Genomic DNA, 24,099 nt, shown 5'->3' with positions numbered 1-24,099 from the left:
TACTCAGACACCTTCATAAGCGGCCGTACGATTCCGTCGACTGGACAAGCCACTTTACGAAGGGTGGTTGCTCGTCAGCCGAAGCTCGCCGCCACTGCCACGTCAAGTGACCGCCGTCCGGTTGTTCTAGACTTCTTGTGATCGCGATTTCCACCACCACAGCCACGACCTCAATACCATCGGAGACCATGGGGAACGTTTTCCCATTGTCGGAATCCTCTCGTATCTTCTTTGGTTCTGGAACGATTCGAGTCCCCCAGCCATGCTACCCTTTGATCTCCCACCCTCCAAATGGGAAATCGCTCAAAACATCAGGCACAAACGATGCTTGCAGCACCAACTCGCCAAGTTGGTCGGACGCGGGTGCGACGACAATCAAATTAAGTGGGCTGTGGCAGCTAACGATCCAAACGCATTGTTTCGATCGTCCACTTGTCGTCCCGTTTAAGTTCGCTGTCTTCGCCGAGGAACATTTTGGAGGATTCTTTGCTGTCTTTGAGTTGCCAATTGAGCCACGCGAGTGCGACTCTGGTGAATTCGCCGCCATGCGGTTGCCTGTACGTTCCGCCATGGCCGACGTCGAGGTTTGTCATGGCGATCGGTATGTGATCGATTCGTGAATAGTCGTCCATCGCGTTTTTGTAGGCGATGTCGGAAGGCCCGCCCATAATGTACAGCACCGGTCCGTGAAGTTTCTTTAGATCGTCTTTTTTCAAAGCCGGCATCGCTTGCATGGGTGAAGGACTTGGCAAAACACCGCTGTTGCAAACAACTGATGTGGTGATCCTGGGGTCGCTTGAGATTTCGATGGCTTGCAATCCGCCGCAAGACATTCCCATTGCGGCGACTTTTGCGGTATCAACCTTGCCAAAATAGCGGCTCTCAGGGCGAGCGTTCTCAGTGATGATCCAATCCAAGCCGGCAAGCAACTGATTGGATCGAGTTCTTTGACGCGAAGTTTCGTCACGCGATTCAATTTGGTCGAGCAACCCGATCCCGAGAATGATATATCCGTGCGAGGCAATCTCGCTGAGAAAGTTCTTGTGCTCTTCGGTTGTGTTGGCGCAGGCTCCGTTTCCCCACAACAAGATCGGAAGCTTCGTTTCGCTTTCAAATTTCCCTAAGTTTTGTGGACGATAGATGGTCATTCCCGCCAGCGCTCGTGACTCGGTGGCGATCGCTGGGTATGCCCCCAGTCCACCGCCTTCAATCTTGATTTGCTTTGCCGAGTCTGCTTTCTCCTCGGCCTCGGATGCTTCCAATTCGCCTTCTTCCGAATCATTGATGATCGCGGCGTAGGCTGGTTTGGGATTGTTGCTAGCGTCGAACAACAAAGGATGCTGACCCCAACGCCACGTGCGACGATCGTTCAGTCCCCAAAACGTCACTCGCTCGATCACTTTCTCGTGTTTCTTAAATATCTTAAAGAGTTTCGCATAGTCTTCGGCTTGTGCGTTGAGGTCTTCAACCGAAGGCGGCGTGCTTCCGCGAGAACGACGTCCGCCGAAACCACTCCCGAATTGCCCGCCGGATGCACCTCGAATCGTTACGTCCAGTTCGGTGATGCTGACCTTCAAGCCCAGCGAAGCGTAGTCGGTGATGGATTTTTCGATGTCTTCGAACGGGACACCGCCGCTGCGCCAGTGACCCTGGATGCCAACCGCATGAACAGGTGTTCCATCAGCAAGCAATCGTTTCAGCAGTGCCATCGAGCTTTCGTGTTTTGGCCCCGACTCGATGTTGTAGTCGTTGTAATACAGAACCGCTTCGGGATCCGTCGCGTGCGCGAACTGAAAAGCGAGCGTCAGAAATTCCGGGCCGAGCGTTTGCATCCACTTTGAATCGCGTAAATTCTCAGTCGTCGCGGTCTGGGCATCGCCACCATCATTGATCGCTTCGTTGACGACGTCCCAACTCTGTAGTTTTCCTTTGTAACGACCGACAAGCGTTTCGATGTGGTCCTTCATCCGCTGTTTGATGACCTCCTTGTTGCCGCCTTGAAAAAACCAATCGGGAGTTTGCTGATGCCAAACGAGTGTGTGACCGTGTGCAGTCATGTTGTTCTGCTCAGCCCACTGAACCAGGGCGTCAGTCTGCTCGAACAGCCACCGGTCGTCGCCAGGATGGATCCGCTCGGGCTTCATGCAGTTTTCGGGAGTGACGGCGCAAAAGTGCTCCACCGCGAGTTGAAGTTCTTCCGCTGAATATCGCGTCGGCAAATCGCCAGCCATGCCGACAAGAAACGAATCTTTGAAAGCCTCCTTGATCACTTGGTCGATCTTGACGTCTACGACCGGCGCTGGATCAGACTTAGGCATTGGCTTGGGAAGCTCGCGTGTTGCAATCGCTTCTTGATCGCCTCGGCTGCCAAAAGAACGGTTCAACGCAAGGTTCTGCCCATCTCGCTTACCGGTGTAGTCGATCCGCATCTCCCGCTCGCCCAACTGCCGGACTTCAGCGAACGAGATCGTCCCGTCATCCATCTTCACATCAGTAAATTGGACGTCGCGCTTCTCATCCTCGGTTTCCACTTCCGCTTTGGCTGAGGCACCACCGTCATTGCTAATCGAGAAGTGCAGATGGTAAGTCTGAATGTCAAACGGTGTCTCAAATCGAGTGTGCCAAGTTCCGCCTATGCCTTCGTCAGACTTCGACGTTTGCAATTGCATCAACGAAAACATCTTCTCGGCATAACGCTTTCCGAATTCGCGAGATCCTCCCGAATCGAAATGCAGCTTGTCATCCGTGGTGCAACCGGCGGACGAAATCACGTGAGCGGTCGAGATGACTTGTGGTAGTTGTTCCAGGATCTCGTTGTGACCAGCGCAACGTCCGCCTTGATCAGCGTGAACCATCTCACCGGCGAGCAATGGGACATCCTGCGGGTTCAGGTTCAGGTCTTGCATTAGGTTGTCATAGACCGACTTGACCTTGTTGGGCCATTGCTTGTCGCCCGTATTGGATTCGCCTTGGTGAAGAAGAATGCCTTTGATCACTCCATGCTTCTGAGCTTCCACCGCCATATCGACAAGATACTTGTACGGGTTGTCGCCGTAGCCGCGAACGATGCTCTTCATCCAATCCGCCTCGCCTTCGATGTAGGACTGGAATGAATCTTTTTGGAACAGCTCAATCTTGCACCCTGGCACACAAACTTTGACGATGCCTACGCGGACGTCGTCGGGAAGTGATTTGACCATGTTCTTGCCGAAAGAATCGACCATGCAAATGCCTCGGCCGCGAGCAGCGAGTGGTGGAACAGCTTGATACCACTGGTCTTTCTGCCAGCCTCGATCCGCGTTATCGAAATCGGCCATCACCAATAGCCGATCGGGAATATCTCGATCGGCGTCATTCATCCGGCCACCGCTATCCATGTTGGATTGGCCGAAGCAGAGATAGATGTGAAAGTTTAGATCGACCGAATCATCCATTGCCACTACTTGCTGGCGGTCGGCGCTGGGACCGCTGCTCAGCGTTGACTTCGCGTCCTCAGACATCAAAACGTCGACAGAATTCGAGCGTTTGGCGGTGGCGTCTTCGCTTGCAAAGTCGCCTACCTTGCGTTGAAACACGATCGAATCACCAGCGATTTTACCGGTGTATTCAATGCGAATTTCATTGCCGCCAAAGTTGAGGCTTTCGACGAATGAAATCGAATCGTCTTGAAATTCAACATCGGCGAATTCAACAACGCGAGAGCGGTCAGCTAATTCAGCTCTGGCTTTTGCCACAACATGACGGTTTTTCTTGTCGATAGTCATGACGTACTTCTGGACGCCGATCTGAGTATCGAAGTCGACATTCCAGGATCCCGAAAGTTTGTCTTCAGGTTGGAAAAGAATGGGCGCGAACTCTTTCAGACTGCGACGCCATGATTGCCACTCGTGAGCTGTTTCTGGCGACAGGTAGTAGTGGGCGTTGACGCCAAGCTCTTTCAACTGCTTGACGGTGTCTCCTGGATCGCCGCCCCGACGTGTCCGACTACCATCAATTTCCTTGCTGCCGTAGCTAACAAAAACCAGTTTCACCTTGTCCTTGAATCCCTGAGTGTTCTCAACGTCGTCTTTGGAAATCGTCGCGCCACTGAAAAGCCCGATGTGCGAAAACTTGTCCAAATTGCGGAGCGTGATCGATTTGGTTTCCATGCTACCCATCGATAGACCAGCCATTGCACGATTGGGTTGATCGGTCAACGTGCGGAAATGCTTGTCAACGTAGGGAACCAACTCGTCGACCAGAACCGTCTCGAAGTCTTTGATGTCAAAGTTTCGCATGCCGCCCATGCGAGCTTCATTCGTCATGCCGTAGGTCATCACGATAACCAACGGTTTGGCTTTTCGGTCGGCGATCAAATTGTCCATGATCAAACCAGCGTGTCCTTGAACACTCCAGCCGTACTCGTTTTCACCCCAACCGTGTTGCAGATACAACACCGGGTAGCGTGTTTCTTGATCGCTGCCATAGCCCGGCGGAGTGTAAACGAATGCGCGTCGCTCGGTGTCAGTACTTTCCGAATGGAAGAAAATTTCGCGAACCTGGCCGTGCGGCACATTCTTCAGTGCGTAAAACTCGCGATCATGAGCGGGGATTTCAATGCCGCTTCCCCAACGCATTGCGCCGAAGTAGTACGTGCTGTTCGGATCAGGCACGTTCGCGCCATCGATGATCAACTCGTAGTAGTGGAATCCTTCATCGAGTGGGCGTGAATATCCGATCCACGCACCGTCTTCGCCTTTGACGAAATCTGTGCTTTCGCGAAAGGTTGTGGCAACGCTCTTTGCTTCCGGGGCGACGATGCGAAATTTGATGCGACCTTGCGAGTTGACTTGCGGGTATTCCTTGCCCGGCTGGTTTGTCGAGGCAGGTTTGAAGTCGTCTTTGATGCCTTCGGGTGTTGTGCTGGATTGCTTGTTGTCCGCAGCGGCCGGCGTCTCGTTCGTCGTGCCCACTGCATCGGTCGCTTTCCCTTTGTTAGCGGTTGTGTCCTGGAAAAGCAGTTGAGCAAAGTGGTACAGGTTGTTGCGCCAGTGCGTCGGGTCGTGTCCGTGTGAGTCAACGTTCCAAATGTGCGGCACGTCATTCTCTTTGAGGTAGCGCTGCAGACGTTGACTGATTCCGATCAGTCCGTCCTTGTTGCCACAGGACAGCCATAACAGTTCGAGTTGCTCTTTGGTCTTTTCCGGATTGCGTACCAATTCCTCGGGAGATTTCGTGTTGGGCGCGGACGAAAACCCGCCCACCCAAGCAAAAGTATCAAGGTTGGTCAGACCGAAATTTAGCGATTGCCCACCGCCCATCGACAAGCCGGCGAGGGCTCGATTTTCTCGATCGGCTTGAACGGAATAGCGAGACTCGATGGCAGGGATGACGTCGTCGAGCAAGTCTTTCTCAAAAACTGCGAAGGCTGGAGCACTCGCCATCACGTTGCCTTCGGCGCGATCGTTCTTTTGCGCGCGGCCGTTGGGCATGACTACGATCATTGGGACGGCTTTTCCATCCGCGATCAGATTGTCGAATAACACGTCAGGTGTCGCAAAACGCTGCCATTCAGTTTCGTCGCCACCGATGCCGTGCAGCAAATACAGAGCGGGATACTTTTTCTCGGACGAGTATCCCGGTGGCGTGTAGACGTTCATCTTACGAGTCGTGCCGACCGTCTTCGACTCGTAGTCGATCATCTCCAACTTGCCGTGCGGAATGTCTTCACGTTTTTCGACGATGCTATCCGCGGGATCGGGGTAAGTTTGCTTGTCGTCTGGACCGAGTTCAATCGGGCCGCCGAAACCGCCACCGCGTCGTCCCTGGCGGGGTTGTTCCGGGTTTTGCTCCTGTGCATGCACAACGACGCTGGCAATCTGAAGCGTGCCGAGCAGGATCAGAATCAGAAGTTTTTTCATGGGACAGTCATCAACTTTGAAAAGGTGGAGAAGGGAGGTTATTGGGGGGCCATCTAGATCAGGTTGCGTTTTGGTTTGGTGAAGTCGGCATCACTTGCGTCTAAAAATACCGATCAATCGCTTTTTGCTTAGTCAGCTCGCCAGTCTATTTGTCACCTTGACTACTCTGCGTTGCATCTTCGCTCTCGCCTGCAAACTCAACTGTGACGGCGAACACGAGCGGAAGTGAAAAGTCACCGCCTTTCACGAATTCAATGTTCGTGAGCTCCTTCTCAGCGTCGGCAGGAATCTTCAAGTAGCGAATCTGCTTGCCGTTGGCCTCAATCGCCAATTTTGATTCCGGCACATCTTCGCCTGCCTGATAAGTCACGATGTGTTTGCCGTTGACCAATTCGAAGTCACTTGTCGAACCGTCGGCGTAGTGACGACGAACAATCATGCTGGTCGTTTCGTCCTTGAAGCGTGGGTAGGCAGCCCAGGCGACGCCTCCCAGCATGTGAATCGTTTCCACATTTCCAGCACAGTCGATGCTGACCGATTCAGGCAACGTGCTCGGAAAACGTGACGATTTACTTTGCAAACCTATGATGTTGGCAATCCGATCTCCCTGAGGATCGACCAGCTCGAATGGAACTCCTTCCACCTCCACACGCCCGTACGAATCCAGTACGAACTTGTCCCCGGGCCGGCCGCGGAATCCGGGAAGCCCCTTGCCGCTGTTGACGGTCGCAACACCGGAGATATTCAACGGCGCATGCTTGCCACGTTTGGCAAGAAACGATAGCAGATCAGCCATTTCAGTTTTACTGATCGAGCTCTCAAAACCCTCGGGCATCAGTGACTTGGCAGACGATGTCAGTTGCTCGATGTCTTCGCGAAGCACCAGCTTTTCTTTGCCCTGCGTGTCGATGATGCGCAGCGAGTTGGCTGACTCACCCGCTAACATTCCCGATAGCACGTCCCCATCGACAGTCAGAATTTGATAGGTACGGAAATTGTTCTCGACACTACGCGAAGGATCAAGGACGTTCATCAATATCTCTTCTTTGGGATGAACCGCCATGCCTGTCAGATTGGGGCCGATCTCTTTTCCGACTTCGCCATGGATATGACAAGCCGAGCAGTGTTTCTTGAACATTGCCAATCCGTTTGTCACGTCGCCTTTCACGTGAGCGACTGGCATCCATTGGTCAACCAATGCTTGGCGATTGGATGTCACCATCGCACCTCGCGTTTCCATCAACTCTTTCGCGCGGTCGGCAATTGAGGACGTCGGATGGTTCAGCAATGCTTGGCGTTGATCCAACTGCAGATCATTGAACTGCACCTGACCATCAGCGATGGCTTCTAGCAAATCCTCTGTGCCATCGGCTCGAGAAAGCAGCAATGTCAAAATCTGATCTCCAATTTCCGGGCCGAGCGATTTTCTCAAATCCAACAGCGATTCGGAAAGCCCTTCCACTCGCGAGGCTTGCAGCGAGCTCAAAGCCGCGACCCCGGTTTCTGGCGCCAGTTGCGGAGTGAAGAACGCTTCGACCGCGTCAAGAATCTTGGGGCTCGTCGGTGCCAGTCGGATGGCTTGATCCCAGGCACTCAAGCGGTTTGCCAGATCGGCATCCGCGTCCATAGTGGTCGCCAACAGCTCATCCTGAATCTCGCCGACGATCTCACTCAAATTCGTGATCGACCATTTATCGGCAACCGCCAGAATTGCCGCCTTGCTTTCGACCGAAGTGTCGTTGGCCAAAAACTTTTCACGAACGATTCGCTGTGACTCGTCGGAAAGATACAAAACCAGATCTCGTGGCCAACCTTTCGCCAAGCCTTCCCAAACGGTGACGGCAACCGACGAATCGGGCGAGATTTCTAGCAGCCGGCTAATTTGCTCTGCCGTCGGCTGGTTTCTTGCCAAGTGTTCCGCCAGGACCGAGATCCGTTGTGTCAGCGAATCTACTACAGACTGATCCATCTTGCTCAGCGCCACGATCGCCGCAGCGGGATCGGTCGACGCTGCGGAAGTCCAAGCGTCCAATAAGACACCGTCGTCTTCGATCGAAGGCACCAAGCCAACAAGGTCGTCACCACTGATCGCAGCATTTGCAGTTCCTTCGGCGACTCGCAGCAACACCGTCAATCGCACCTTCGGATCGACGTCGTTTTGCAGTCCCTCGTCGATCGCCTTTACCACTTGCTCACTGCTGCAACTTGCAATCGCCGCATTGCGCACTGGGCTAGAACCATGGCGAAAACCGGCTTCGCATGCCTTTGCCAGAGCCGCTACCGCTGATTCACTGCCGGCTTCTGACAAACCGGCTAGCGTCCAAATCGCGTGCATCGCCGCCGGGTTCAACCCTATCTCGTCAACTTGTTCGCTGTTGACCAAGACTACGAGATCGCTGAGCGTCGCATCATCGGTTGCCGCTCTTTCGACCAACAATCGCTGTGCCGTTCGGCGCCAAAAGAAATTGTCACTGCTCAATGCAGCAACGAGTCCGGCGTTGTTAGAATTAGAAAGTTGTAACGTTCGTGTTGCAGAACCATCGCCAGCGTCGTCCGTCACCAGTCGATAGACGCGTGCAAAACGCTTGTCTCGCAAATCGCTTTCGTAAGCAGCCCCTTTGCCTGTTTGAAAACCGTTGGGCGTTGGATTGTGCTGGATGATGTAGTTGTACCAGTCCAAGACCCAAACGTTGCCGTCGGGGCCAACTTCCGACATGATCGGAGCGGACCAATCATCGATGCTGGCGACCGTATTGAACGCGTTTCGACTGCGGTAGCTGGCGCCGTCTTTCTCCAACACGAAAGATCCAACGAGATGTCCCGTTGGACCGCAAACCATTTGAATACGATTCCACCAAGTCTGTGGATAATTGCGAGCGGTATAAATTGCCGAACCACATCCGGCCGTGAATCCACCATGCCAGTCGACTTGTCGAATCCGATCGTCGATCGGTACGAATCGATGTGACGGAGCGATATTTTGCAATGTCTCTGGCGACCATCCGGCGACTTGATCGTAGTACCGATTGGAAATCGGCATATGGACGCTCGGACATCCGTTGGCCGTTGAACCAAAGACGTAGCCCTCTTCGCTGAAGCCTAGTCCCCAAGTGTTGTTATTGGTTCCGCGCATGAACTCCAAAGCATCGACACGAATCGTGTGCTCATCAAACTTACTCGATCCTGCGTCAGCAACTTTGCCGGTCTGGGCATCGATCACAAAGGCCGGAGCTGTTTTGTCCGATGCACCCGATTTGACTTTGAATCGCCAGAAGCCTTGGCGAAAACGCATCTGCGGCTCACCGTTGATCACGGGCTGCGAATTGTTGTATCCCTGCATTCCCCAAATCCAGTTATCGGGCCCGTACTGGAAATTGCTGACACCACCGTGAGTGTCGCCCAACGCCCAGCCGGTGATCAGTGACTGGCGGAAATCGGCTTTGTCATCACCGTCGATGTCTTTCAAATAGACGGTCTCTTCGCCGTCCTGAACGATCACGCCACCCCGGTAACAAACAAGCGTCGATGGGATGCTTAAGTTTTCTGCAAAGACAGTGAACCTGTCGGCTTGGCCGTCGTTATCAGTGTCTTCGCAGATCTTGATGCGGTCGCGGCCCACGGCTGGTTTTCCCTGCAGTTCGTTGGGGTAGTCTACGGTTTCGCAAACCCACAGACGACCATTCTCATCCCAATTCATCGCGATCGGCTTGCCCTTTAAACCCCCGTACTTGTCGTTTTGCTCGGACTTGCCGGGCCAGTTGTCGCTCGACTCCTTTGCCCAAATCGCGAGATGCGTTCCCTTCGGAGTCGCGTAAGCTTTGATGGACTGCTCTGCTGGCAGAGGATCTTGCATCTTCGAGAACGGTTCAGCTTGCGTTCCCCACTGAGCACCAGGGGTGTAGTTTGGGATCTTTGCACCCACTTCGGTTGACGAGAACTTTTCATCGTCAACCGAAGGCGAGGTCATCTCAGGTGTCGTGAAAGAGCGATTCGCCGCGTTGACTGCGTGAGCTTTTGGATCGCCGGGCTTGTCGCTGTCGGCAGAAGCAGCGGTAAGCGTCTGACCACAAGCCCAAATAACACCGCGTGCAAGCAATTTCTGAAAGTCCTCGTTGGACCACGTGCGATGATCGTGTCCCCACGCCGTGTAGAACACCCGCCCTTTTCCGCTAGTGCGGACCCACGTGTAAGGCTCGCCTTCGGGATCGCTAACGGGGCCGGACTCATCACTTCGCGTTTCGAGAACCGTCTTGTCCGGATTGAGTTTGCTGTGTCGATAGCTTTCGTCCATCGACCGAACAGGCTTCAGGCCCCGCATGATTTCATGGTCGGATTCCACGATCATGGTTTCAAAGCGAGTAAAACCGTGACTTTGAAATTGCCCGCCAACGAGCTCGATGTACTTTTCGGAGTTCAAGAAACAGAAGGACGCGCAGTGAACGGGAATCAGGCCTCCGCCATTCTGCACATAGCTCAGTAGGGACGACTCGGCCTCCGGGGTAATCTGTTCGATATTCGCGAAGACCATGAGCCCGTCGTACTTCGCGAGATTGTCCTCGTTCAATTCGCTCAAATTCTCGGTGTACCGAAGTTCAATCCCTCGCTCTTTGAGCGGCCCAACTAAATGCCGATAGAACTCAGACGGCTTATGGAAGCCAGTATCGCCAAGCATCAGCACAGAGACTTGCGGATCCTCGGCTGATGCGAAGTCGCAGAGGAGAAGTGATGTGAAGAGCAGACATGCATTCCCGAGGCGTTTCAATAGTGCAGTCATCTTGTTTCCGGTAGTCAGATTTGTTTGACGGTGCTAGCTCCAGCGGCGTTATCTACACAGACGCCGTTGGATTCGCCGTGGTCGACACGGCGCCGCCAGAAAGGGTGATGGGATGAGAATGTCGTGAAGGAACGTGCGTTATACCCGCTTCTGGTCAAATCAACAGGAGGAATTGCGCACGCTGCCAGAGATATTTCACAAGGTCACGTTGAATTGCAGCTTTAGATAGTCGTGCGTATACGCATAAACCCCAGGCGGTTCTGAAAGTTCCGAAACTAAGTATGCAAATTCACCATTGCTGCTGCTTTTGCGACGTCAGAAGTCTTGGTTGATGACAACAGGAACGCAGCCAGTCTTCGCAACTAGGCGAGTCTTGGTCCCTGCAAAAGCGACTAGCGGTCCATTCACTGGAATTAGCAAGACCGCGGCATTTTGGATCAGCGTAGCGCCCAACGAGCAGGATGCCGGCAATCGTGCTGACCACCGACAGGAATTGACATTCAACTCGTGGCCGTTATTGGTTTCAAAAAATGGGGGCTACGAGCTCGAATGATTCTTGTGTACGCTTTCCTACGGCAGAGAAATCTTACACCGCCTCAAGGGCATCGCTTGAACAGATGAAAGACTCTACACAACCAGAGCGTGAGTTACCCTTGGCGCTGCGTGCCGCCTACATGTCACTTCACCGCAATACGGACGCCAAGTTTGATGTGCATGGGGTGACCGCAGATCAATTCGTACTCTTGTTAGCATTGTCAGAAGGCCGTGCATTGACCCAGCGCGAATTGGCCGACCGTATTTCCTCGGATCCGAGCACGGTCCGAGCGATGCTGGTGTTGCTGGAAAAGACGAAACTGGTCGAGCGGGCGTGCCATCCTACCGATTCACGCGCTAAGACAGTAACACTCACCACCGCGGGAAAACGAAAGCTACGGAAACTGTGGAAGGTCGGACAATCCATTCGCGATGACATGTATGCGTGCATGACACCGGATGAGGCAGAGACATTGATTTCCCTGCTTCAGAAAATCGCTTGCTCGCTCAGCCTGGAAAAATCACTCGTTTAGCAAATCATCTATGCGGATCGCGAACGTCGCTGATTCTTCGTAGATGATCCTTAATAAATCATTTACACTCAAACGGAAGGCTCGATGACGAAGATTTTGGTTCTTTATCATTCCAACACTACCAACACTCAGCGCATGGCGGAGCTGGTTGCTGAAGGTGCACAGCAACTTGAAGATGTCGAAGTCCGACTGCGTAGCATTGAAGATGCCGACAGCACCGATTTGGATTGGTGTGACGGACTTGCGCTCGGCTCCCCGACCAACTATGGCTGCGTCAGCTGGCAGATGAAACAATGGTGGGACCAGCAACCGATCGAAAATTGGGGCAAACGCGACGGAAAGATCGGCTGCGTTTTCTCTTCCGCCGGAGCTTGGGGTGGCGGCCAAGAATGGACCTGCATGGCGTTGATGTCTATCCTGATCAACTACGGGTTTCTCGTGTTCGGCTTGACCGATTATTCCGGCATCAAGTTCTCGGCTCACTACGGAGCAATCTCCGCTGGCGCACCCGAGGAAGAACGCGTAAAAGAGGCCTGTCGTCGACTTGGAAGAAGGCTATCTGAGTGGACGGCAAGTATGATCCACGGACGCAGTGAGACGCATCCTCTGAACCAAACTTATGAACGATTCAAAGACTTGGGCAAATAGATCCAGAACCCGAGTGCAACCATTCCCACTCCTTTTACCACTGAAATCTCAACGAGATTCAACAATGAAATCCAAGGCAATTTTCAACCGACGTGATTTTCTTCAAACGGCAAGCGCTGCCACGGCGGCGGGCGTTTTCATGAGCACCAACGCCGTTAGCCGCGGGCAAGATTCGCCGAATGAACGACCCGTTTTCGCCACGATTGGGTTGCGCAACCAAGGCTGGACAATCACCGACAAGTCGACCAAGTTCGCGGACTTCGCCGCCATTGCCGATGTCGACGCTAATGTGCTGGGAGTGATCAACGATAAGCTTGAGAAGAAAACTGGAAAGAAGGCTGATGGGTACAAGGACTACCGTGAAGTGCTTGACCGCAAAGACGTTGATGCCGTCATGATTGCAGCGCCGGATCATTGGCACACGAAGATCTCTGTTGAAGCGATGCTGGCCGGCAAGGACGTGTACTGCGAAAAGCCGTTGACTTTGACCATCGACGAAGGCAAGTTGATCGAAAAGATTGTCAAGCAAACTGGGCGTGTGTTCCAAGTCGGAACCATGCAGCGAACCGAAAATGATCACCGGTTTCTTAAAGCAATCGCATTGATCCGCGACGGCCGGATTGGCGAAATCCGCAAGGTTACATGTGGAATCAACGGTGCCACGGGGTCGCCAGTGATCCCTGCTATCAAAGCTCCCGAAGGCCTTGATTGGGACATGTGGCTCGGCCCAGTACCAAAGGTGCCCTACCGTGCCTTGCCCGAAATGCGAGAAGGCTACGGTGGCGGTGTGCCACTCTTCACCAACTGTCACTATGCATGGCGCAACTGGTACGAAACCTCCGGTGGCCAGATGAACGACTGGGGTGCCCACCACGTGGACATTGCAACTTGGGCACTGGGTGCGAGTGATACCGGTCCAAACAAGGTGACGCCCTTCAGCTATTCATTACCGGTTGAATACAAAGACGGCTATCCGACGGTCAGTGATCAATACAATTCGCCAACCAAGTTTGAAATCCGCGTCAACATGCCCGGAGACATTCCGATGATCATCACTAGCGAGGGTGACAACGGCATTTTGTTTGAGGGAACGGAGGGGCGCTTCTTCGTCAATCGTGGCAAGCTGGCGGGCAAGCCGGTCGAAGATTTGGAAACGAATCCGTTGCCTGATGACGCAGTGGAGAAGGTCTATGGTGGTCCCGTCAGCGAGAACCACACCGCCAATTTCATCGAGGGTATGCGCTCGCGTGAACAACCGATCTCTGATGTCTGGACGCACAACCGCATGCTAGAGACTTGTCACTTGGCAAACATCGCGATCCGCTTGGGGCGCGAATTGAATTGGGATCCGACTAAACGTGAAATTATCGGTGACAAAGAAGCCAATTCGTTCCTTTCGCGAGAGAATCGCAAGGGTTACGAAATCAACATGTAGTGACAACATTATGTCGCCAGCCTCCGAGGATCGATTTGGACCCCGGAGGCGCTCGCTCAATATTGACGCCGGCGTTTTGCAATCGCTCTCTTATGCTTTTTGTAGCTGATGACTCGACGATCGGTCGCCCTGCTGATTGTGACCTCAAACGGCTACAGCCGCGGTTTGCTCGAAGGGGTGATTTCCTATACCAAAAAGCACGGCAATTGGTCGGTTTGTTTAACTGAGCAGGAGCGTGGCGCACCGCCACCCGCATGGTTAGAAACTTGGGGCGGGGACGGGATCATCGCGAGGATTCAGTCGGTCGTCAGTTGAAACGCTGCGGTGTCCCAATCGTTGACCTCAGTGCGGCTCGCCAGATCAGGGGAGTTCCCTGGGCGGACACCGAAGATAGAGCGATCTCACGCCTGGCAGTCGAGCATTTTACGGCGTAAGGTTTTCGGAATCTCGCATACTGCGGAGATGCTGGCTTTCAATGGTCATCAAAGCGCGGCCGCCACTTTCGTCAGTTCGCAGCAGCATCTGATTGCAAGGTTTTCGACTATCAGTCCGTTGCACGCTATGATCGCGTCTTTGACGCCGTCGCGGAGAAGCGATGAATCATGGATTGGGTCCAGAAGCTTCCACGCCCGGTTGCAATCATGGGGTAGTTCCACACCATCGCCAACGATAGCAACGACCACACAATCGAGCCACCTAAATTTCATTGCTTCCAAATGGGCGGGGCGAGATTCGATAAAATAGCCAGATCGAAGCCGGAGCACGCCATCCGCACTGCTTGCTCAACGTCCGCTACCACCGGCCGCCCCGAGCATCTCGGATTGTTGTCCCGAGACAAAAAAAAACTCCCAGTTGTTAGTCTGGAATTCAACGGTGTCGTTGTTGGCATCATTATCCAACGGTAGTCGGATCTTACACCGCCAAGAGTAATCCAATACACTAAAAAGCGGGAAATCACCCCACTCTGAAGCGTGTTAAATGAATGGTGACCGTCTTTGAGCAAAGAAAACGACCAACCGCAAGTCAACGGCGAAGAGCCCGCCGATGAAAATCGAATCGCCAGCCAGCACCCTGGACCGACTGTCGTGGGTATTGGGGCCTCTGCGGGCGGATTGTCGGCTTTGAAGGTGTTTTTTTCCCAAGTGTCTGCCGATAGTCAATTGGCGTTCGTGATCGTCATGCATTTGTCGCCCGAGTACGAAAGTCATCTGCCGGAACTTATTCGTGCAAACACGGCGTTGCCGATCGAGCAGATCACGCAAAACACGCAGCTGCGTGCCGGGCATATCTACGTGATACCGCCGGGCCGAAATCTCAATACGATCGACACGCATCTTCGATTGTCCGAACTAGAAGCGGATCGCGCATTACGAGCGCCGATCGACCACTTCTTCCGTACGCTGGCCGCCACGCACGACGGCAACTCGATCGGCGTGATCCTAACCGGCACTGGTAGCGATGGCACGCTCGGCATTCGCGAGATTAACGCCAAAGGTGGATTGACTGTCGTTCAAGACCCGAACGACTGTGAATACGACGGAATGCCGCAAAGTGCAATCGCCACCGGCGTGATCGACCTGATTTTGCCACTCCAAGAAATTCCCGATGCCGTTGCCCGCTACGCTCGCGTGCGACCCCGGCTGCCACACCCTGATCATGACGAACCGACCGACTGCGTCGATGAACAGGCGATCCAGCGGGTTTTTGCTTTGCTGCGCACTCGCACCGGTCGCGACTTTAGCCGTTACAAGCGATCGACGATCCTCCGCCGAATTACACGTCGGATGCAATTGCAAAACGTAGAAGTGCTCGATGTATACCTTGACGAGCTGCGGCGAGATCCCAACGAGATCAACGCTCTAGCCGACGACCTACTGATCACCGTCACCAATTTCTTTCGTGACCCGAAAGTGTTTGAGCGACTGGAACAGCACATCATTCCCGAACTGCTCAAACGAAAATCCGCGAGGGACGATGTCCGCGTATGGAGCGTGGGTTGTGCCACTGGTGAAGAGGCTTACTCACTAGCGATGCTAATGATCGAAGCCACTTCCACTATGGAGTCGCCGCCAAATTTGCAAGTGTTTGCCTCGGACTTACACGAGCAATCTTTGGCCAAGGCGCGTGACGGGTTCTATCCAGGCGATATCGAATCGGACGTCAATCCAGAGCGGCTGAAACGATTCTTCGAATGCGAGAGTGGTGGCTACCGGATTCGCAAAGAGGTTCGTGAAAGAGTGGTCTTCGCGCCGCACAACTTGTTGGGCGACCCACCGTTCTCGAAGCTGGATTTGATCGTTTGTCGCAATGTGATGATCTACTTGCAACGAGATGTGCAGCGAGACGTGATCGATTTGTTCCACTATTCGCTGTGCCCAGACGGCACGTTGGTGCTTGGCACTTCGGAAACAGTTGACTCCAGCGATTTATTTCGCGTCGACGAAAGGAAATTGTCGATTTATCGACGTCGGAACGTTCCCGCGCCTGAGCCACGGTTGCCGGTGTTCCCGCTCAGTCGTCCGGGGCGGATGCCACCACAGGTAATGTCGGCGATCGCACCGCTGCCCGAATACCGCACGCTGCATTACGCGATTGTCGACCGCTGCGGGCCACCGAGTCTGTTGGTCAGTCCCGATGACAAGGCGGTGTACTTGACGGAGTTTGCGGGCCGATATCTCTGTGTTCCCGGTGGTGAGATCACTCAAAATGTTTTCAAGCTGGTCCGCGAGGAACTTCGCTTGGATCTCCGCGCGGTTGTCCATGACGCTCGAAAGCGAGCGTCCGTACAACGCAGCCGAGCACTTTCAATCACTTGCGACGGCGCATCGCTGCAAGTCATCTTGAGCGCCTATCCGGTCTTAGGTGGTGATCACGATGGCTTCGTACTGCTGGTCTTCGACGAACTCCAGCAGATTTATGCAAATTCCCAATTGTCCGTCGATTTCGAGCACGGGGATGTCCAGCTCGCGGACACAAAACAGCAGCAACATCTCGATTTAGCGACACCTATCATTGCACCGGCGCCTGCTCGTTTTATCGAACTTGAAGCGGAGCTCGAAACCTCACGACATCGCATGCAAGTGCTCGTGGAAGAGTATGAAACCAGCCGCGAAGAGATGAAAGCATCCAACGAAGAACTGCAATCGACCAACGAAGAACTTCGCTCGACGATGGAAGAACTCGAAACGAGTAAGGAGGAATTGCAGAGCATGAATGAAGAGCTGCGGACGCTCAACCAGGAGAACCGCCATCGCTTGGATGAACTAAAGCAGTTGTCCGGCGATCTGCAAAACCTGCTCAAATCCACCAATGTCGCTACGTTGTTTCTCGATCGCGAGCTTCGGATCGTGCGGTTCACACCCAAAATCGGTGAACTGTTCAACATCCGAATCGCTGATCGCGGTAGATCGCTGGGCGACTTTACGAGCCGACTGGGTTATCTCAATTTGCTCGACGACGCTGAGCAAGTGCTCAAAGCGTTAATTCCGATCTCCCGCGAGGTTTGCGATGAACAGGGACGCTGGTATCTCAGCCGCGTGTCGCCTTATCGCAGTACTGACGATCGGATCGAGGGGGTCGTGATTACGTTCGTCGACTTTTCGGAGCGTAAGGCGGCGGAACTGGAATTGCAGCAGACTAAGGAGCGATTGGAAGTTGCCCTAGAGGCGGCCAAGATGGGCGTTTGGGAACTTGATGTCGTCAGTGGCATGGCACGCACCAACACACGCCACAATCAAATTTTTGGCCGTGAGGCCGGCGAAGTAGAGTGGAGTCTGAAGTCGTTTCGCGAGCAATTGCTGCCCGAGGATCAACCGCTGCTGGACGAGGCGATCAAAACCGCATTACGCAGCGGCGTGCTGGACGTCGAACTTCGTGTCCGCTGGGCCGATGGGAGCATACATTGGGTGTACGATCGCGGACGTGTGACCTATGACAACGATGGTCGGCCGAAAGCAATGTCGGGTGTAACCTTGGAAACGACCGGACACCGTCGATTCGAGCAGCGGTATCGGTCGCTGTTTAACACAGTAGACGAAGGTTTTTGCTTGCTCAAAGTCTTGTTTGACGAACAAGACAAGCCGGTCGATATTGAGTACCTTGATGTCAATCCGGCCTTTTCAGTTCAAACTGGCTTGACCGATGTGGTGGGCAAGCGATTCAGCGAGGTTGTTCCGGATCTAGAAGACCACTGGTTCGAGACGTTCGGTCGAGTCGCCAAAACGGGCACCCCCGAGCGGTTCACGCAGCGTGCTGCTCAACTGGACAATAGCTACTTCGACGTCTATGCCTTCCGGATCGACGAACCGGGCGACAATCACATCGCAATTCTTTTCGAGAACGTGACCAAACGAATAAACTTTGAGCAATCACTTCAGAAAGAGAAACAGATTGCGCAAGATGCGAACCAATCTCGCGGCGATTTCCTTGCTAATATGAGCCACGAGATTCGTACTCCGATGACTGCCATCCTCGGGCACACCGATCTCCTGGTTGAACATCTTGCAGGCACCGAGCATGCATCAAGCCTCGAAACGATCCGACGCAACGGTGGCTTCCTGTTGGAGATTATCAACGACATACTAGATCTTTCGAAGATTGACGCAGGACAAATGCGGATCAATATCGAGCCGGTGCGACTGGACGTGCTCGTTAGCGACGTGACGCGATTGATGTCCATGCGTGCCGAAGGACAAGGACTCGCGTTAGAGGTCGAATTCGTGGGTAAACTGCCGCGAATCATTCAGACCGATCCGCTACGGCTTCGTCAGATTTTGCTTAACCTAGTCGGAAACGCGATCAAGTTCACCCGCGAAGGTTCGATCCGCATCATCATCCGACATGTCGCTGACGCAGCCGATTTAGTGGCAGCACCCTGTACCTCCAATGAGACAACGGGCGTCGTGACGGCGCGCGAAACCTTGTGCCAAATCCAGTTTGAAATTATTGATACTGGTATTGGTATTACAACCGAGCAGATCGAACAGCTATTCCAGCCATTCGTACAAGCCGACGCTTCTCATACTCGCCAATACGGCGGGACCGGGCTAGGGCTAACCATAAGTCGTCGGTTGGCACAAGCTTTGGGGGGTGATTTGACCGCAACAAGCACACCCGGCGAAGGCAGCACGTTCACGGTCGTTATCGATTGCGGTCACGTCGAGGGGAACGAGCTGGAAACCCTCGAAGTTGTTGCAGCAGAGACTGCTGAAACATCGGCGGCCGACATTCGGCTCAACGCAACCATTGTGGTTGTGGACGACCGTCGCGACATCCGTTTCCTGGCCCAGCACTTTATCGAGCGAGCTGGTGGCACGGTCGTCACGGCGGACAACGGACTCGAAGCGGTCGAGTTGATTGCCCGTCGACAACAAGCGGGCGAACCGATCGACGCCGTGATAATGGACATGCAAATGCCTGTGATGGACGGCTATGAAGCGGCGAAGAGACTGCGTGACAGTGGCTTCACCGCACCGATTATCGCGCTCACTGCCAATGCGATGATCAGTGACCGGGAACACTGCCTGCAAGCTGGCTGTACCGACCATATTGCCAAACCGATTGACGGTGCCAACCTGATCCGCATGCTCGCCAAACTCACCGGAAAGTAGCGTTCCAGCCTCTTGAATTAATGTGATATACGTTTTGTTGCATGCGTTACAAGTCAGGCCGGCAGATACGATTCTCGATTGGTCGCATCGCACTTGCAGGCAGGGGCTGGCACGCCCACTTCATGTAAACTCATTGTCGGGAAGCGTGCCGTTGATTGGACAACAGCAACGCAATGACGCGGGTAATCACGCGATGAACGCGTTGGATGGCGGGGGCTGATTAACGAGCGGGTGCGAAATCGCCCGTGCAATTGGGCTGGTGGGTTTCGCTTACGAATCAAGCTAATACTGTCGCAACTTGGCCGCAGACATTGGGGTTGCGATGTTTGCAGCTCGACGACGCCGCGCCGAAAAAGTTCTAACGGTGTCTTGTCGCCCCGACTCACAAGATAGATAGTTCGTCGCGTTGATTCGCGGCGAGCTGTTTCTCGTTGAATAGCAACAATTTATGCTGTTTTCTTCGCTTGTCATGTCAGTTCAAACGCATGCTTGAATCTCGCTGTCTTGAACCATCCTCTTCCGTAACCTCTTGCTCGGGAACCATTTAGCGAGTTCAAATCCCGTCGCCCCTTCCAGGGATGCAACGGAATCGCGATTCAGTATCCGACGCCGGTGTACAAGGACGCAATTGATTGTGCACAGTACATAACAACGGAGGTCAATCTCACCGACGCGAGTTAGCATCAACCGCTATCTGCTGAAGTCGATGCAACCTCCGCGCGCCGGATTGCCGAGGCCGGTAAGGCTGGCTTCGCACTCTAGACATTTTCTGGTGTGCAGTTTTTGCTGCGCTGTGCTTTTAAAGAGAGGAGCTATTTTAAAGACTCATAGACATTCTAACCAGAACGTTTTGACGCGAGTTTCGCTTGAATATCAGGAAATAGAATTCACTTTCGCCAAATCGATTTGAGCTGCTGCAAGGTGGTGTCTGTGACTCTTGCGGATTCGTCGCCGGCAAAGACCTCGATCATCGGATGATTCGCTGTTGGGAAAATCCGGTCGCTAATGACCGCTTCGCCATCGCCTGCAAAGACTTCGATCGACGATCGGTCGACAATTATTTGCAGTGTGATTTCACCGTCGATCAGACGGACTGGTGCCTCGTGGCGTCCCGCGAATGCCTTGTGAAAGTCGACGTTTCCGGATTTCCTTCGATCCACGTAGACGACGCCCGGCTCACGGTCATAGCCGACCTCCGTAAACTCATCCTCGCCCGTTCGAATACGAAAGCCACACGATCGCGCCGCCGCGGGTTGCAAGGTTGTTTCAAGAACAAAGTTCATGTCGCTCAGGTCGCCCCGTTTCGTGACGGCAACAGGAGGCCAGGTCGCCGCATCGGTGTTTAGAGTCAGTGTGTTCGCGTGGAGTTGGCGAAGTTCTTTCACCGGTCGCTGCACCAGTGTGTAAATGGGGTCTCCTGTGACGTCGAACGCCGGCACCTTACGCAGGCTCAACGTACGAGGGACCGACATGCAACTGCGCCAGGGTGCTGTCGGCACTAGGCACGTTTCCCAGTTGTTCAGCCAGCCAATCCAGATTCGTCGTCCATCCGATTCCGGAATGTCTGACCAGCTGACCGGAGCATAGAAATCTCGGCCAAAGTCGACCCAACGAGCATCCTGATTGGCGGTGAATGTCGTGCCGTCAAAGTGACCGACAAAGTACTCACCTCCGCTGCCACCGGCGATGCTACCGTCACCCATGTCGGCTTCCAGAACCCACAACTTTTTTCCCGGTTCATTTTCGACAGGCAGTTCAAACAAGTCGGGACATTCCCAATTCGATTTCCCCGTCGTGCCGGCGGGCCCAAAGCGGCTGAGTTCTTCCCAGCTCTTTAGATCGCTCGACGCATAAAACACCAGAATTTTGTCGACAGCCAGCGAAACGACCATTACCCAGCGATTTCTGGGTGCGTGCCAGAAGACTTTGGGGTCACGAAAGTCAGGAATGTTAATGTCCAGGACCGGGTTCTCGGCGTACTGAGTCCAAGTGCGGCCATCGTCGATACTGTACGCCAAATTCTGAACCTGTTTGCCGTGACCATGGCCGGTGTAAACAGCAACCATTGGCGGGTTTTTGCCATCGCCGAATCCGGATGAGTTCTTGTAATCGACAACGCAGCAACCGCTGAACGCCATCACGCCATCTTCTTCTGGTATCGCCAGCGGCAAGTGTTTCCAATGGGTCAGATCTCGGCTGACAGCATGCCCCCAACTCATGTGACCCCATGAATTGCCCGCGGGGTTGTACTGATAAAACAAGTGATACTCACCGTTATGAAACACCAGTCCGTTGGGGTCATTCATCCAGTTGATTTCCGGAGTGAAATGCGCCTGCGGACGAAGCGGTTCATTCAGATACTCAGCGGCTTGCCGATATTCGGCAAGCTTGTATTGGAGGTCAAATCGCTTGGGCGCCAGATCTGTCTGGATAATGTGGTCAACGGCGATGTGCCCCCATTCGCCGGTCGCCCTGTCAAATATCCTGAGTCGGGCCTGCTTTCCTGCAAACTCGGTCACGTCCCAGGATGACCACTCGAGTTCTTCCGATTCCGGTCCCGTTGCGGCGCGCAGGCGTTTTCCGTCTACCAGCAATTCGATGCCGACCGTCTCTTTATGTGGACCGCCTCCAATCAGGAAGGCGATGTAAGAACGCTGGATCGTGATCTCGGAGCTCGTTGCAGTTCCAACCGACGCATCACCTCCTTGAAAGGTGTTCACCAATCGACTGCCGCGAAATCCGGAGACCGCCTTTTGATTTGTCAGTGTTCCGCTAGCCGGTTCGTCACCGAATGCTTCGCCGGTGATGGTCCAACCTTCATACGTTCCCGATTCGAAATCGGCTACTAAAACGTCGTCGGCTCGCAGCGGCCCCCGGCATGCGAGTAGACACAACACAGACAACGTGAATAAATAATGAGGCTTCATGAGTTATTTCCAAATCGTTGATATCGCAAAACTGCACTCTCATTAGTTGCCTGCGATGCGGATTGTTTGAGATCGTCGGGGAAGCTCATTGCGGCCCCGGAGGTGAGCAAACGCAGGATGCCGCTTCATTCCGCCATCCCAAGTTCGTGTTCAATTTGCTCCAGTGGTCGCCCCTTTGTTTCCGGCACCATGGTTTTCACCCAGACAAGTTGCAACACCATCATCAAGCAGAAGAAGGAGAAAACGTACCCGGGAGCAAAAGCGGTGACCATCGATGGAAAGAACATCGTGAGCAACGCGGCAAAAATCCAGTGCGTAAAACTGCCGAGCGATTGCCCCTGGGCGCGGTGGCGATTAGGAAAGATCTCGGAAATAAAAACCCAGATCACCGCACCTTGGCCCACCGCGTGTGCCGCGATGAATGCAAAGATGCAAGCCGGTACAATGGCATAGTTCTCCGCGAAGAACGCCCACGCGCAAAGTCCCAACGACGCGATGTAGCCGAATGATCCGATGGTAAGCAGCGTCCTGCGGCCCAAACGGTCGATCAGCCACAAGCCGATGAAAGTGAAGATCAAGTTGGTAACACCGATACCAATGGACTGTAGCAGTGCCGCCTTCTCGCCCAAACCGCTCAGTTCAAAAATGCGAGGTGCGAAATACAGAATGGCGTTAATGCCGGATAACTGATTGAAGAAAGCGATTAGAAACGCGAGTAGGATCGGAGTCTTGAGACGAGCGGTCCAGAATCCACCTGTGCTGGATGATTCATGAGCAACCGCTGAGATCTCGTCCGCCTTCGCTTCGATGTCCCCCTCCAAAGCGTCCGGATGGATCAACCGCAAAACCGCGGTGCCACCCTCGCGATCTTCTTTGTAACCGATTAACCACCGCGGACTCTCGGGCAAGCCAAAGCACATGGCACTGTATATTAAGGCCGGAATCGCTTCGACGCCAAGCATCCAACGCCAGGCGTTTTCGCCCGTTCTGCCAATCAGCATGTTGGAAACAAACGCAATTAGAATTCCGAACACGATATTGAATTGAAACATCCCCGCCAGGCGACCTCGATGCTCTGGCGGCGCGATCTCGGCGATGTACAAAGGCGCGGCAACGGTCGAAATACCAACGCCCAATCCGCCAATAAAACGAGCGACCATGAAAGAGTAAAAATCGTTCGCGAGTGCAGACCAAATCGCGGACACAAAGTACAAGATTCCGATCCAAAGCAGCGTCTTCTTACGGCCGAAATGGTCTGTAGGCCAGCTGCCCAGCAGCGAACCAATGACGGTGCCCCAGAGCGCCATGCTCATTGCCAGCCCGTGATGGAAATCGCCCAGCTCCCACAGCGACTGAATCGTTTTTTCCGCTCCCGAGATCACCACGGTGTCGAAACCGAACAGGAAGCCGGCCAGTGCCGCGGTGAGTGACCAAAAGAAGAGTCGTTGATTCAAGCGTCGGCTCGCTGATTGTGGCTTGTGATGAATTTGCATTGTATAGTATTATCCTTCGTATATAACATCTCTCGTTACACTTTCCTTGTCACAGATTGCGCAAATGGCCTGTGCGCTCCGCGTCAGGCTTGGATTGCCGCAATGCTTTTAACACTACATGTTGCGAGCCTACCGAAACGTCGAGCAGAGCTTTCATGACGCGGATTCCGAGACACGATGCGTTGCGGAACGTATTTTGCGGCCTCGAAACTTAATGCGGGCGGAGGCCTGGATGACGCCCATGAG

The 24,099-nt window shown here is 53.8% G+C and carries 9 protein-coding genes; 5 read left to right on the top strand and 4 right to left on the bottom strand.

The window, feature by feature from the left end:
* Positions 1–398: 398 nt before the first annotated feature.
* Positions 399–5,900, bottom strand: a complete 5,502-nt coding sequence (locus tag ABX962_RS00220; protein ID WP_372715482.1) for an endo-1,4-beta-xylanase — start codon at positions 5,898–5,900, stop codon at positions 399–401.
* Positions 5,901–6,045: 145 nt separating this feature from the next.
* Positions 6,046–10,674, bottom strand: coding sequence for a PVC-type heme-binding CxxCH protein (locus ABX962_RS00215; RefSeq protein ID WP_372715480.1), 4,629 nt, complete (start codon positions 10,672–10,674; stop codon positions 6,046–6,048).
* Positions 10,675–11,291: 617 nt separating this feature from the next.
* Here ABX962_RS00215 and ABX962_RS00210 point away from each other — a divergent pair.
* The 5 genes from ABX962_RS00210 (at position 11,292) to ABX962_RS00190 (ending at position 19,433) form a co-directional block, all read left to right on the top strand.
* Positions 11,292–11,741: a MarR family winged helix-turn-helix transcriptional regulator gene (locus ABX962_RS00210; protein ID WP_372715478.1), complete on the top strand. Its 450-nt coding sequence runs from the start codon at positions 11,292–11,294 to the stop codon at positions 11,739–11,741.
* A gap of 84 nt (positions 11,742–11,825) precedes the next feature.
* A complete protein-coding gene (locus tag ABX962_RS00205; RefSeq protein WP_372715476.1) occupies positions 11,826–12,389 on the top strand; it encodes a flavodoxin family protein in 564 nt (187 codons plus the stop codon).
* A gap of 64 nt (positions 12,390–12,453) precedes the next feature.
* Entirely contained in the window at positions 12,454–13,824 is a 1,371-nt protein-coding gene (locus tag ABX962_RS00200) for a Gfo/Idh/MocA family protein (RefSeq protein WP_372715474.1), read from the top strand.
* A gap of 108 nt (positions 13,825–13,932) precedes the next feature.
* Positions 13,933–14,139, top strand: a complete 207-nt coding sequence (locus ABX962_RS00195) for a hypothetical protein (RefSeq protein WP_372715472.1) — start codon at positions 13,933–13,935, stop codon at positions 14,137–14,139.
* 680 nt (positions 14,140–14,819) lie between these two features.
* Entirely contained in the window at positions 14,820–19,433 is a 4,614-nt protein-coding gene (locus ABX962_RS00190) for a chemotaxis protein CheB (protein ID WP_372715470.1), read from the top strand.
* A gap of 887 nt (positions 19,434–20,320) precedes the next feature.
* Here ABX962_RS00190 and ABX962_RS00185 read toward each other — a convergent pair.
* Positions 20,321–22,360, bottom strand: a complete 2,040-nt coding sequence (locus tag ABX962_RS00185) for a glycoside hydrolase family 32 protein (RefSeq protein ID WP_372715468.1) — start codon at positions 22,358–22,360, stop codon at positions 20,321–20,323.
* A 125-nt stretch (positions 22,361–22,485) separates the two neighbouring features.
* Positions 22,486–23,814: a sugar porter family MFS transporter gene (locus ABX962_RS00180; protein ID WP_372715466.1), complete on the bottom strand. Its 1,329-nt coding sequence runs from the start codon at positions 23,812–23,814 to the stop codon at positions 22,486–22,488.
* Between the last annotated feature and the right edge of the window lie 285 nt (positions 23,815–24,099).

This window comes from Novipirellula sp., from assembly GCF_041583735.1.
GTDB lineage: Bacteria > Planctomycetota > Planctomycetia > Pirellulales > Pirellulaceae > Novipirellula.
Note: the sequence above shows the minus strand (reverse complement) of the source record. Positions and strands in the feature narration are given on the sequence as shown.